Origin of the sequence: Streptomyces malaysiense, assembly GCF_000980885.2 — a bacterium.
Classification (GTDB): Bacteria; Actinomycetota; Actinomycetes; order Streptomycetales; family Streptomycetaceae; genus Streptomyces; species Streptomyces malaysiense.
Map to the genome: position 1 here is coordinate 1 of NZ_LBDA02000015.1, position 12,636 is coordinate 12,636.

Genomic DNA, 12,636 nt, shown 5'->3' on the forward strand with positions numbered 1-12,636 from the left:
ACCCTTTCAACCTCAGCGGCAACGCCGACGGCAACACGGGCGCACAGGAGGGGACTTTCACACACATCCACGGACTGGCCGGATTGCGTTGACCTGTGAAAATGCAGATGACGGCACCTCGGCCAGCACACGTACTATGTGCTGGCTGGAAATACGCCGGTTCTGGTGCACAACGTGTGTCCGACGGCGACGCAGGTTCGAAACTCGCCAGGCGTTGTAAGTGGTGGCGAGGGGCTAGCACCCGTATCCGGCTCGTGGCTTCGAGGCTCCGAGGGTAATTTCGGAAGGATTCCAGGGCAGATAGCTGACCAGCTCCGTGGCCAGTCGTTCAAGACCTTCGGCGACTTTCGAGAGGCGTTCTGGAGGGCAGTCGGGAACGATGCGGGCATCGCCGCAAATTTCTCGCCGCAAAATGTGACCAGGATACAGAACGGGCTTTCACCTTTCGTTGTGCAGGGGCAGGCTTATCGCGGTGGATTCAACTATGTGCTACATCATTCGACACCAATCTGGGACGGCGGAGGGGTGTATGATATGGACAACATAGTTGTCATTACACCCAGGCTCCATGCAGAAATCTTGGATCCTGCCTACCATTATGAGAGGTGATGGCAGTGGCTGAGCTCAATGCTAACGCAACGAGGGCACTCGAGGTCGTCGCCCTTATTCGCAGCGGCACGCTCCCTGACGAGGATTGCGCCGAACTCCTCACCGAGCTTCAGCGACTGATTCCTCACCCGGCATGGCTGGATCTAATGTTCCACAACGATCCATCGCTTACGGATGAAGAGGTGGTCAATGCGGCCAGTTCCTATCGTCCATTTGCACTGTAGCGGGCATTTCGGAGCCCCCTGGAAAAGGTCGAAGGCGCGCCGAGGGAATTTTCTGGCACGTCCCTAAACTCGATCAGGCCGAAGCTCGCATGTAAAAACGAACGAGACCTCCCCCGCCATCTGACGAGGGAGGTCTCGCGGCTTTGACGCTGCGGCAACGCTGACGCTGAGGTTGAAAGGGCAGGGTGACGGGGGCTCCAGTGTCAGTCCGGTGCCGGTGATGAAGCCGTCAAGTATCTCGGGTCGGCGTTGGATGCCGCGTAAGCGGTTCTTCACGAGCGGGGCGAGATTGTCGATCGCGTGGGACGCGAGGTTGCCCAGGGACTTCTTCAGATGCGCCCGGACGCCTTCGACGGGGTTGAGGTGGTGAGCCAGTCGCTGTTGCGTCGCAGAACTCCCGCAGGGCCCTGACGTGGTGGGTGCTGGCGTTGTCCCAGATCGAAAATCGGGCCGAGGGCAGCGTCCATTACACATAGCGATTTTCGGCCCATTCTGTGTCGGTTCTAGCAGTCCAACTACCGCAGTCAGTTCAGCACTTCGGAAGGAAAGCCCGTGTCTGCTCCAGATGCCCTCATTCCCCTTCTCGGTCAGCCCTCACAGAGAAACATCGACACCTTCGAAACCCTGGAGCGGAAGTGGGGAGTAGCCTTCCCACGCGAATACGTGGAGTTCGGCCGCTCCTACGGGGACTCGACGATCTCGGAGTTCATCTTCGTCTGCGGCCCCAAGACACTGGAGTCTTATGCCGAGCGCATGAGTTCGAGGATGGAGCGCAACCCCTTCGTCCCGCGAGATTTCCTCCCCACGAAAGATGGCATGCTGCTGTGGGGCAACACGGTCGAGGGCGATCAACTCTTTCTGGTCGACCGGGGCAATAGCGAGTGGAACGTAGCGGCCTTCCGGCGAAACTGGTCCGACTGGTACGAATCGGAGCTGACGCTCGTGGAGTGGCTACACCTGGCTCTCACCGGACAGATCGCCTCGGACTGGCTTCCGGAATGGCCGAAGCATCACACGCTTTCACCGATGGAGGACTGAAGCGTACTCCGTTGAGACGGAAGAGCCAGCGCTCGGCCGAACAGGGCGGAACGCGGTCCCCGTCGGCACACCGGGAAACTGTCCGGGGCGAGGAGCGGTGAGCGGATCACGGCTTCAAAAGCTCGCACCGGACCCTCCGGGCGACGATCACTCCAGGGTTGAGCCGGCTGATCCGGATGCGGCGCATACCTCAGTTGCCGCAGACCCTGGCGTCCTGCCAGGCGGTGAGCCCCGCCCGCGGCAAGAACATCGGCGGTGAGGCTGACGCCGAACGCATCGGCACGGAACGCCCTTGACCGCGAGGCCGCCGTGCGGGCGATGGTAGTTGCAGCCCCCTCACTCAGCTCGTCGTACGCGCACGGAGCCGCGCGGAAGCCGGACTCGACGTCGAGGCCGCGCCGGACCCGGAGCCCCTGCCGTGGCCGGACGGGCCGTCGCCGCCCCCGCGTTCGGCCATGTCGGATGCCGTCCCCGTCCCCCGCGCCGTTCACTTCGGCTCCGCAGGGGTGCCGGGGTCCTCGTCCGTGGCACCCGGGTCCGGTGCCAGGGTGCGGGCGAGGCGTTTGAGGCCGCGGTGCGCGGCGGTACGGACCGCGCCGGGCCGTTTGCCGAGGACACGCGCGGCGGCCGGGCCGTCGAGGCCGACGACCACCCGCAGCAGCACGGCCTCCGCCTGGTCGCGCGGCAGCAGGCGCACCAGTTCCAGGGCGCGCGCGGTGGACAGCGACTCCAGGGCCTGCTCATGGGTGCTGTGCGGGGCCGCCCGGTCCAGGGCGGTCTGGTCGAGCGCGGTGGTACGGGGCCGGGTGCGGCGGCGGCGCAGATGGTCCAGGGCACGATGGCGGGCGATGGTCGCGGTCCAGCCGCGGAAGCCCGCGCCGTCCCCGGTGAACCGGCCGAGGTCCCGCGCTATCTCCAGCCAGGCGTCGGCGGCCACGTCCTCCGCGTCCTCGCCGACCAGACCGCGAAGATAGCCGAGGAGGCCGGGCTGCACGATCCGGTAGGCCACCGCGAAGGCGCACTCGTCACCCTCCTGGGCCCGCGCGACGGCCGCGCCCAGCTCCCCGTCCCGCGGCCGCCGGCTGCGGGGCTGCCCTCCCTGGCCCAAGACCGTCCTCGTCGTGCCGAGTTCATGGCCGCCGGAGCGTCCCGCGCGGTGCGGCACGCTCGGGCCGTGTCTTTTCGCCTTCCACGGTCATCAGCGTCCGCCCTGACAGAAGTGTCACAGCGAACGCGCCGGTGGACGCGTCACGGTGGACGGCCCGTCAGGCGCCGGCGGCCGCGCCGTCACGCACAGGCCGCCGCGCCCTCAGGTGGCCGCCGTCGCGTCCCGGCACAGCAGCCGCAGCGAGCCGTGCCCCATGAAGGAGCGCCGGGCCTCCTCGATCGGGTCCCAGAGCCGGCCGTCGGGGGTGCGCACCCAGTGTTCGCCGCCGGTCGTCCACCACTCGGCGCCGGTGCGGCGGACGATCACCTCGCCCGTGTAGGCGCCGAAGCCGCGCAGCACGCCGTCGACCGCCTCGACGGGCGTCCCCTCGCGTCGTATCTCCTCGATCATGCGGTCCACGCGCCACAGGCTCGTCGCCGAGTAGTCGAGCCGCACCCGGGCGCCCTCGCGCATGGTCGCGACGGCGTCCGCCGCCCAGCGCACGGGCTTCGCGGCGGCGTGCGGCCTGCTCTCCTGCGCGTTGGCCGGCGCATGGGCCGTCACGGGAGCCGTCACATGGGCGTTCGCATAGGCATTCACATAAGGAAGAGCGAGCGGGGCGAAGCTTTCGTCACCCTCGGAGGAAGCGTTTCGCCAACCGTCGCAGGACCACCCCACCGCCCTCGCACGACCGTCACACCCCGCTCTCCGCGCTCCCCCGGGCCCGCCGCGACACGACCGCGCGCAGCACCCGGCGCCCCTCGCCCGACACGTCGAGCGCGCGACGCAGGCCCTGCTTGCCGTGGTCTTCGAGGAGTTCCAGCACGGTGATCTGACGGCGCAGTTCGGCGGCGACGAGCGGTGGCAGCTCCCCGGTTCCGGCGGGGTCCGGGGCGCCCTCGGCCGCCGGGTCGAGCAGCCGGTGGACGCGCAGCGAGACCGCGGAACAGGACTCGGCCCACGGCCGTACCGCCTCGGCGGTGCGCTCGGCCGGGGCCGAGTCCAGCATGTGGGCGACGAGCCGCACCGCCGCCGGGTGCCCGTTCCCGTCCTCCGCCGCCTCCCCGTGCTCGCCGAGACCGAGCAGGGCGTCCCGCGCCTTCTCCAGCGGGGCGCCCCAGTCCGATCCGTCGGCGAGGCTGCCCCAGAGCGGGCGCAGCAGTTCCCCGTCGCCGTCGAGCAGCGGCAGGCACCGATCCAAACAGGCCAACCCACTGGCGGCCAGCCCCCGCTCGTCGGCTCGCGCGATCCGTTGCTCAAGGCTCATGAAGCCTCCCTGGTCTGGGCGCCGACCGGTACGGAGCCCGCACTTCCCCTTACTGCGTGCAATCGGGCCTAAGTGTCACAGCAGTCGAGTTTCAGCCAAAGGCGGGCATGGGTACGGGGGCCGCGAGGATCCTGGCCCGCTGCATCCTGGTCAGGTGTACGACGACCACGACGGCGAGGATCGCGGCCGCGGCGTCGAGCGCGTCGGAGAACAGCATCAGCCGGGCGGCGTCACCGAGTCGACCGGGGCCGTGGGCGGCGTCGTACTGCCGGGCGGCGGTCCGGCCCACGAGGAGGCTGAGGACCCACAGCGTCCACCAGGCGTTCACCGGGGTGGTCCGGACGCGGCTGCCCGGCGGGACGCTGGCCGTCCAGACGTCCACGACCACCCGGCGCGGCAGCCACAGGTTCCCGATCGGTACGAACCAGGCCCCGATGGCCCAGCCGCGCTTCATACGGTGCCCGTGCGGTTCGAACACCTCGGCGTTCGCCCGCACCCGCCACAGCCAGCACAGATAGACGGCGGCCGTGGCCACCAGGGCGAACCCCTGCGCGACGCTCGCCGCGTTGTAGAGCGTGTCGGCGCGGTGGGCCCGGTGGACGAGATCCCCGTCGACGCCGCCGCGGAGCAGGTCCTGGGCGACGGCCGCCTGCGTCTGGTCCGCGAAGCAGGCGAACAGGTCGGTGACGACGACCAGCCCCAGCAGGACGGCCGCGGCCAGGCCGAGACCGGCGGGCGAGCGGGGCCGGGCGCCGGGCGGAGGCGCCAGGGGCGGCGCGGGCTGGGGCGGGACGGGCATGGGCGTGGCCATGGTGTGGGATTCCCCCGAGGTCAGAACGGCGACCGGCGGGCCGCGCACGACACGCACATGGCCCGCCGGAGATATGAACACCGGAAGATACGACCCGAGATGACGCCGCGTCCACAGGATTCGCACAGTGCCGTCCGCCGCCGGCTCCGACCGTCGGGGGCACCGGCTCCGACGGTCGGGGGCACCGGCTCCGGCGACAGCGGCCCCTCAGCCCAGCCGGTCCGCCAGGGACTTGAAGTCCGTCCAGGACATGGTGGGCGCACCCGGGTCCCAGAGCTTCTGGACGGTGGCCCGCAGCGGCATCCGGATGCCGGCCGCGACCTGGTCCGGGGTCTGCGCGTCGGGGAAGTCGCCCCACACCGCGAAGGTGCCGCCGAGGATCTGGTCGTCGTACCGCGCCGGCACGGCGGTGGTGCCGCGCACCACCCGCGGGTTCCACTGCTCGTAGATCCGCCGGCCCGTGGGATAGACGAAGGTCTGCGGCTGGCCGAGGACGTAGTAGAGGAACTCGTCGTTGTGGTTGACGAGCTTGCGGCCGGCGCTCAGATACTCCTCCGGCTGCCGGGCGCCGATCTCCTTGCCGGTCCAGTAGGCGACCTGGAGATCGCCCGCGGGCCGCACGGCGGTGGAGCTGCGGTAGAAGCCGTCGTTCCAGGCGCGCACGGTCCTGCCGTGGGCGCGGACGGTGGCGGCGCGGTCGTTCAGCCACCGGGTGGTCAGGTCGGCGACATTGCCGTTCGCGCCGAACTCCCGCCGGGCGGCCGCGGCCAGCTGCGGATAGGCGGTCTGGGGATCGCTCGCCATCAGCGCCTGGTACTCGTCGCCGCCGAGGTTCCACTGGTCGCCGGTGAACAGCCCCGCGTACTCGTTCAGCAGGTCGTCGATCAGCCTGGCCGAGCCGGGCTTGGAGATGTCGATCGCGCCCTTGGTCACCACGCCGTTGCCGTTGCGCAGCCTGAGGTCGGGGTGGGCGGCGAGGACCGCGCCCAGGTGTCCCGGCGAGTCGAGTTCCGGTACGACGGTGATGTGCCGGCTGCGGGCCAGGTCCACGATCCGCTTGACCTGCGCCTTGGTGAGGTGGTCCGGGGAGACGATCTCGGGGTGGGTGCTGGACTCGATCCGGAAGGCCTGGTCGTCGGAGAAGTGCAGCCCCAGCTCGTTGTACTTCAGGTCCCCCAGCTCCCGTATCCGGTCCTCTATCCAGGACTCGGAGTACGGCTTGCGCGCGATGTCCAGCATGAAGCCGCGCACCGGCTTGGCCGGCTCGTCGCGTACGACGCCCTCCGGCGCCGTACCACCCCCGTGCACCTCCTGCTTCAGGGTCCGGGTGCCGTAGAAGACCCCCGCCCGGCCCGGCCCGCTTATGTCGACCCGGCCGCCCCGGACGGTCATGGTGTACGACTCCCGGCCGCCGCCACCGCCGCCCAGGGACAGCCGCAGATCGCCCGCCTCGGTGTCGCTCCTTCGGCCCGCGTAGCTCATCCCCAGCTCGCCGGCTATCAGCCTGCCCTCGTCGGCGAGGCCCGCGTCACTGATCACCACGCGGTCGCCGGGCCGCGGACGCCAGCCGGGGCCGCGCGCCGGGGTGTGGGAGCGGACCGCCGGGATCGTCCGGGGCGCCGTGGACATCGGGTACGACCGGGTGGGCGAGGGACTCGTCTCGGCGACGGCCGCCTGCCCGGAGGGCGCCTGGCCGCCGCCACCGCCCGACGAGGCCCACACGCCGATGCCCGTCCCGAGGACGACGGTCCCGGCCACCGCGGCGGCCACCGTCATCCGCTTCCGCTTCACCTGTCGCGCCGACGCTCGGCGCCTGTGCTGGATCACTCGCCCAACGTAAGGCCCCTCACCACTCGAACGGTCACCCGAGCGTGAGCAAACTCTCCCGTCCGAGTGAATTTCAGCCAGCGCGCGGACACAGAGTCACCACTCTCGATAGCCTGACGACACACCTTTCACGGCACTCCCCTGCCACACACGACACACACGATCCGTGACGCGAGGATCCACGCTGCCCTCCCACCGCCCACATCCGCCCCGCCCCCTCGACGCTTTCAACGCGGCGTGCGCCACCGAGGCCCGGACCCTCCTCCTGCGCTGCCTGCACAGCCCGCTCTGGTCCCATCGCGTCGCGGCCCACCGCCCCTACCCCGACCTGGACGCCCTCCTGGCCGCGGCGGACGAGGCGGCGTACGACCTCTCCCCGACGGACCTCGCGGAAGCCCTGTCCCACGAGTCCCTGCCGGGGCTGCCGCAGGACACGTACTCGGCGGCGCACGTGGCTCTCGACGCCGCCCACGCCGCCTACGAGGCCAAATTCGGTCATGTGTTCGTCATCTCGCTGGGCGGCGTCCCGGCCGCCGAGACCGCCGACTACGTCCTGGAAGCCATCCAGTCACGATCGGCCAACGATCCCGACAGGGAACGCGAGATAGTCGCGGACGAGCTCCGCCGCCTCGCGAGGGGCCGTCTGGGTACTTGCCTCAGGGGCGCGAGGCCGAATCCATGTGCGGCTCCACCGCGTGGCGCGACCAGCCCAAACGCACCCACACCCGGTAGATAACGGGACGGACCGCCGCGCGTGTCCGCCCCCCGCTAGCCCAACCGCGTGCCAGTTTGATCACACAGGTAGGCCCCCCGTAAGCCTCGCCCCGCCACACGGATACCATGCTGGGGGCCGGTGGACCGTACCCGGCCGGGCCCGACCGACAGTGAAGCCGGCGCGGCCCTAGTCCCCGCTCCCGGAGGGTTCTTCCGTGCCGGCTGGAACGCTGTACCGCGGCCGGGAAGGAATGTGGTCCTGGGTGGCTCACCGAGTCACCGGCGTCCTCATCTTCTTCTTCCTGTTCGTTCACGTGCTGGACACCGCTCTCGTGCGTGTCTCCCCCGAGGCCTACGACAAGGTCGTGGCCACGTACAAGACGCCGATCGTCGCGCTGCTGGAGTACGGCCTCGTCGCCGCAATCCTCTTCCACGCGCTCAACGGTCTGCGCGTCATCGCCGTCGACTTCTGGTCGAAGGGCCCGCGCTACCAGAAGCAGATGTTCTGGACCGTGATGGGTGTCTGGGTCGTGCTCATGCTCGGCGCGATCTACCCCGTGCTCGGCCACGCCGCTCGTGTTCTGTTCGGGAGCTGACGCCGATGTCTACCACTGAGACCACCGCCTCCGGGGTCGGCCCCGTCGAGGGTGCCGCCGTCTACAACGTGGACAACCCGGCCCCGCTGATCGAGGCCCCGCGCAAGCGGACCAAGAAGACCCCGAAGTCCACCCGCGGCAACTTCGAGCTGGCGGCGTGGCTGTTCATGCGCCTGTCCGGCATCGTGCTGGTCGTCCTCGTCATCGGCCACCTGGTCATCCAGCTGGTCCTGGACGGCGGCGTGTCCAAGGTCGGCTTCGCCTTCGTCGCCGGCCGCTGGGCCTCCCCCTGGTGGCAGATCTGGGACCTGGCGATGCTGTGGCTCGCGATGCTGCACGGCGCCAACGGCCTGCGCACGGTCATCAACGACTACGCCGAGCGGGCCGCGTCCCGCATGTGGCTGAAGGCCCTGCTGTACACCGCCACGGTGTGGACCATCCTGCTGGGCACGCTGGTGATCTTCACCTTCGACCCGAACATCCGCTAGGCACGGGGCTGCGAGAATCATGAAGATCCACAAGTACGACACCGTCATCGTCGGCGCCGGTGGCGCGGGCATGCGTGCCGCCATCGAGGCGACGAAGCGCAGCCGCACCGCGGTCCTGACCAAGCTCTACCCCACCCGCTCCCACACGGGCGCCGCGCAGGGCGGTATGGCCGCCGCGCTCGCCAACGTGGAGGAGGACAACTGGGAGTGGCACACCTTCGACACGATCAAGGGCGGCGACTACCTGGTCGACCAGGACGCCGCCGAGATCCTGGCGAAGGAGGCCATCGACGCGGTCCTCGACCTGGAGAAGATGGGCCTGCCGTTCAACCGGACGCCCAAGGGTGAGATCGACCAGCGCCGCTTCGGCGGTCACTCCCGCAACCACGGCGAGGCCCCGGTCCGCCGTGCCTGCTACGCGGCCGACCGCACCGGCCACATGATCCTCCAGACGCTGTACCAGAACTGCGTCAAGGAGGGCGTGGAGTTCTTCAACGAGTTCTACGTCCTGGACCAGCTGATCACCGAGGTCGACGGCGTCAGGAAGTCCGCCGGTGTCGTGGCCTACGAACTGGCGACCGGCGAGATCCACGTCTTCCAGGCGAAGTCGGTCATCTACGCGTCCGGCGGTACCGGCAAGTTCTTCCGGGTGACCTCCAACGCGCACACCCTGACCGGTGACGGCCAGGCCGCGTGCTACCGCCGGGGTCTGCCGCTGGAGGACATGGAGTTCTTCCAGTTCCACCCGACCGGCATCTGGCGCATGGGCATCCTGCTCACCGAGGGCGCCCGCGGTGAGGGCGGCATCCTGCGCAACAAGGACGGCGAGCGCTTCATGGAGAAGTACGCTCCCGTCATGAAGGACCTGGCGTCCCGCGACGTCGTGTCCCGCTCCATCTACACGGAGATCCGCGAGGGCCGCGGCTGCGGTCCCGAGGGCGACCACGTGTACCTGGACCTCACGCACCTGCCGCCGGAGCAGCTGGACGCCAAGCTCCCGGACATCACCGAGTTCGCGCGCACCTACCTCGGTATCGAGCCGTACACGGACCCGATCCCGATCCAGCCGACCGCGCACTACGCGATGGGCGGCATCCCGACCAACGTCGAGGGTGAGGTCCTGGCGGACAACACCACCGTCGTGCCGGGTCTGTACGCGGCCGGCGAGGTCGCCTGCGTGTCGGTGCACGGCGCCAACCGCCTGGGCACCAACTCGCTGCTCGACATCAACGTCTTCGGGCGCCGCGCGGGCATCGCCGCCGCCGAGTACTCCCACACGGCCGACTTCGTCGAGCTGCCGGAGAACCCGGAGTCCTTCGTCATCGAGCAGATCGAGCGACTGCGCGACTCCACCGGCAACGAGCGGGTGGCCACGCTGCGCCGCGAGCTCCAGGAGACCATGGACGCCAACGTCATGGTGTTCCGCACGGAGCAGACGATCAAGACGGCGGTCGAGAAGATCGCCGAGCTGCGCGAGCGCTACAAGAACGTGTCCATCCAGGACAAGGGCAAGCGGTTCAACACGGACCTCCTGGAGGCCATCGAGCTGGGCAACCTGCTCGACCTGGCCGAGGTCATGGCCACGTCGGCCCTGGCCCGCAAGGAGTCCCGCGGCGGTCACTACCGCGAGGACTACCCGAACCGCGACGACGTCAACTTCATGCGCCACACCATGGCGTACCGCGAGGTGGGCGACGACGGCACCGAGTCCATCCGTCTCGACTACAAGCCGGTCGTCCAGACCCGCTACCAGCCGATGGAGCGTAAGTACTGATGGCTACCCCTGTTCTGGACAAGGCGGACGCGGCCGGCCAGCCCGAGCCCGGCTTCGCCGACTCCCCCTACATCACGGTCACCTTCCGGATCCGCCGGTTCAACCCGGAGGTCTCGGCGGAGGCCGTCTGGGAAGACTTCCAGCTGGAGATCGACCCGAAGGAGCGCGTCCTCGACGGCCTCCACAAGATCAAGTGGGACATCGACGGCACCCTCACGTTCCGCCGCTCCTGCGCGCACGGCATCTGCGGCTCGGACGCCATGCGGATCAACGGCAAGAACCGCCTTGCCTGCAAGACGCTGATCAAGGACATCAACCCCGAGAAGCCGATCACGGTCGAGCCCATCAAGGGCCTGACGGTCCTCAAGGACCTGGTCGTCGACATGGAGCCGTTCTTCCAGGCGTACCGGGACGTGATGCCGTTCCTGATCGCCAAGGACACGAACGAGCCGACGCGCGAGCGTCTGCAGTCCGCCGAGGACCGCGCGCGGTTCGACGACACCACCAAGTGCATCCTGTGCGCCGCGTGCACGTCGTCCTGCCCGGTGTTCTGGAACGACGGCCAGTACTTCGGCCCGGCCGCGATCGTCAACGCCCACCGCTTCATCTTCGACTCGCGTGACGATGCCGGGGAGCAGCGCCTCGAGGTGCTGAACGACCGTGACGGCGTGTGGCGCTGCCGTACGACCTTCAACTGCACCGACGCGTGCCCGCGTGGCATCGAGGTCACCAAGGCGATCCAGGAAGTCAAGCGGGCGCTGATCACCCGCCGCTACTGACGCGACGTCCGGCACGGCACGAGGGCCGTTCCCCCGCTCGGGGGAACGGCCCTCGTGCGCTCCCCGGGCGGACGCCCCGATGCCGCCGGGCGGCGTGCGAGCCGACGGCCCGGTCATTCACGGGATCCCGGGGGACCGCGCTCTAATCTGACGACATGTCAGGCGAAGAGTCGTACGAACTGCTCGGGTTCGACAACGTACTGCTCCCCGTCGGGGACCTCGCGGAGGCCGTCGGGTTCTACGAGCGGGCCGGGTTCGGGGTGGGTTTCCGGTTCGACGAGGCCGGGATCGCGCTGCTCACCGCGGGGAAGGAGACCCCCGGAATCCTGCTGCGGGTGGAGGAGGCGCTGGGCCATCGCGGTCCGCCATGGCCCTCGCCGCGCCTGTGGCTGGAGGTCCCGGACGCGCGGGTGGCGGCGCGGCGGCTCTCCGCCGCGGGCATCGAGCCGGTGGACGAGGTGTTCCAGACGGCGACCGGCTGGACGGTGGAGTTCGCGGACCCCTGGGGCAACGTGCTCGGTCTGACGGACTACACCCGGCGCCCGGAACTGGGGCGCAGAGGCTGAGCCGAGCGCCCTCAGGGCACTCGTTAGGCTTCGTGGCGTGCCCGTGAACAACGACGGTCCCGAGGCGGCCGGTACCCCCAGCAGCAAGTCCGAGCAGACCCGTGCGCTGATCCTGGAGACGGCCATGCGGCTGTTCCGGGAGCGGGGGTACGACAAGACCACCATGCGGGCGATCGCCCAGGAGGCGGGCGTCTCCGTCGGCAACGCGTACTACTACTTCGAGGGCAAGGAACACCTGATCCAGGGCTTCTACGACCGGATCGCGGCCGAGCACCGGCAGGCGGTCCGGGGAATCCTGGAGCGGGAGACGGACCTGGAGACGCGGCTCGCGGGCGTCCTCACCACCTGGCTGGACATCGCGCGGCCGTATCACGAGTTCGCGGTGCAGTTCTTCAAGAACGCGGCCGACCCGGACAGCCCGCTGAGCCCCTTCTCCCAGGAGAGCGAGCACGCGCGCGAGCAGGCGATCCAGGTGCACCGGGAGGTGCTGGCCGGCTCCAGGGCCAAGGTCCCGGCCGAGCTGAAGGACGTGCTGCCGGAGTTGATGTGGCTGTCCCAGATGGGCCTCATCATGTACTGGATCTTCGACCGCACCGAGAACCGCGAGCGGAGCTACCGCCTGGCCCGCCGCGGCGCCCGCCTGACCAGCCGCGGGGTCACCCTCTCCCGCTTCCGCGTCTTGCGCCCCCTGGTCCTGGAGGTCCACGAGCTGTTCACGGACTTCCTGCCGGGCATGACGAGGCTGCTGCCGACGCCGAGCCCGGCCCCGGGCACGCGCACGGAGAGCCGGGACTGA

General features: G+C 69.4%; 15 protein-coding genes and 1 pseudogene. 10 read left to right on the plus strand and 6 right to left on the minus strand.

Translation table 11 applies throughout. The annotated features are described in order from the left end of the window. The first annotated feature begins 174 nt into the window (after positions 1 to 174). Positions 175 to 609 carry a hypothetical protein gene (locus VT52_RS39665; protein WP_420856267.1) on the plus strand — a complete coding sequence of 145 codons (435 nt, stop codon included), beginning with the start codon at positions 175 to 177 and terminating at the stop codon, positions 607 to 609. A 5-nt stretch (positions 610 to 614) separates the two neighbouring features. Further along, positions 615 to 833, plus strand: coding sequence for a hypothetical protein (locus tag VT52_RS37505; RefSeq protein WP_143070852.1), 219 nt, complete (start codon positions 615 to 617; stop codon positions 831 to 833). A 198-nt stretch (positions 834 to 1,031) separates the two neighbouring features. Here VT52_RS37505 and VT52_RS39670 read toward each other — a convergent pair. Further along, positions 1,032 to 1,196: pseudogene (locus tag VT52_RS39670) on the minus strand (IS630 family transposase); the annotation flags it as partial. 189 nt (positions 1,197 to 1,385) lie between these two features. Between VT52_RS39670 and VT52_RS07620 the strand changes: the two are divergent. Continuing rightward, positions 1,386 to 1,871 carry an SMI1/KNR4 family protein gene (locus tag VT52_RS07620; protein WP_046417932.1) on the plus strand — a complete coding sequence of 162 codons (486 nt, stop codon included), beginning with the start codon at positions 1,386 to 1,388 and terminating at the stop codon, positions 1,869 to 1,871. 487 nt (positions 1,872 to 2,358) lie between these two features. Here the strand turns inward: VT52_RS07620 and VT52_RS07625 are convergent, their stop codons facing one another. From VT52_RS07625 to VT52_RS07645, 5 genes are all read right to left on the minus strand, one after another. Beyond that, positions 2,359 to 2,979: an RNA polymerase sigma factor gene (locus tag VT52_RS07625; protein WP_046417930.1), complete on the minus strand. Its 621-nt coding sequence runs from the start codon at positions 2,977 to 2,979 to the stop codon at positions 2,359 to 2,361. A gap of 201 nt (positions 2,980 to 3,180) precedes the next feature. After that, positions 3,181 to 3,522 carry a hypothetical protein gene (locus tag VT52_RS07630; protein ID WP_046417949.1) on the minus strand — a complete coding sequence of 114 codons (342 nt, stop codon included), beginning with the start codon at positions 3,520 to 3,522 and terminating at the stop codon, positions 3,181 to 3,183. Positions 3,523 to 3,712: 190 nt separating this feature from the next. After that, on the minus strand, positions 3,713 to 4,285 hold the full coding sequence (locus VT52_RS07635) for a hypothetical protein (protein WP_046417928.1): 573 nt from the start codon (positions 4,283 to 4,285) through the stop codon (positions 3,713 to 3,715). Positions 4,286 to 4,376: 91 nt separating this feature from the next. Then, positions 4,377 to 5,096, minus strand: a complete 720-nt coding sequence (locus tag VT52_RS07640; protein WP_046417948.1) for a DUF4328 domain-containing protein — start codon at positions 5,094 to 5,096, stop codon at positions 4,377 to 4,379. A gap of 207 nt (positions 5,097 to 5,303) precedes the next feature. Further along, positions 5,304 to 6,872, minus strand: coding sequence for a beta-N-acetylhexosaminidase (locus VT52_RS07645; RefSeq protein ID WP_046417925.1), 1,569 nt, complete (start codon positions 6,870 to 6,872; stop codon positions 5,304 to 5,306). Between the two features lie 217 nt (positions 6,873 to 7,089). On the opposite strand from VT52_RS07645, the gene VT52_RS07650 reads away from it, so the two are divergent. The 7 genes from VT52_RS07650 (at position 7,090) to VT52_RS07680 (ending at position 12,636) form a co-directional block, all read left to right on the plus strand. Next, positions 7,090 to 7,659: a 2-oxo-4-hydroxy-4-carboxy-5-ureidoimidazoline decarboxylase gene (locus tag VT52_RS07650; RefSeq protein ID WP_046417924.1), complete on the plus strand. Its 570-nt coding sequence runs from the start codon at positions 7,090 to 7,092 to the stop codon at positions 7,657 to 7,659. A gap of 193 nt (positions 7,660 to 7,852) precedes the next feature. Then, on the plus strand, positions 7,853 to 8,233 hold the full coding sequence (gene sdhC / locus VT52_RS07655; protein WP_078967379.1) for a succinate dehydrogenase, cytochrome b556 subunit: 381 nt from the start codon (positions 7,853 to 7,855) through the stop codon (positions 8,231 to 8,233). 5 nt (positions 8,234 to 8,238) lie between these two features. Next, entirely contained in the window at positions 8,239 to 8,721 is a 483-nt protein-coding gene (locus VT52_RS07660) for a succinate dehydrogenase hydrophobic membrane anchor subunit (RefSeq protein WP_037656035.1), read from the plus strand. Positions 8,722 to 8,740: 19 nt separating this feature from the next. Further along, positions 8,741 to 10,495 carry a succinate dehydrogenase flavoprotein subunit gene (sdhA, locus tag VT52_RS07665; protein WP_046417919.1) on the plus strand — a complete coding sequence of 585 codons (1,755 nt, stop codon included), beginning with the start codon at positions 8,741 to 8,743 and terminating at the stop codon, positions 10,493 to 10,495. Continuing rightward, positions 10,495 to 11,274 carry a succinate dehydrogenase iron-sulfur subunit gene (locus VT52_RS07670; protein WP_046417918.1) on the plus strand — a complete coding sequence of 260 codons (780 nt, stop codon included), beginning with the start codon at positions 10,495 to 10,497 and terminating at the stop codon, positions 11,272 to 11,274. Before sdhA ends, VT52_RS07670 begins: the two co-directional genes overlap by 1 nt. A 155-nt stretch (positions 11,275 to 11,429) precedes the next feature. Further along, positions 11,430 to 11,840 (plus strand): VOC family protein, encoded by a 411-nt coding sequence (locus tag VT52_RS07675; RefSeq protein WP_046417916.1) that lies wholly within the window; start codon positions 11,430 to 11,432, stop codon positions 11,838 to 11,840. Positions 11,841 to 11,877: 37 nt separating this feature from the next. Beyond that, positions 11,878 to 12,636 (plus strand): TetR/AcrR family transcriptional regulator, encoded by a 759-nt coding sequence (locus tag VT52_RS07680; RefSeq protein WP_046417913.1) that lies wholly within the window; start codon positions 11,878 to 11,880, stop codon positions 12,634 to 12,636.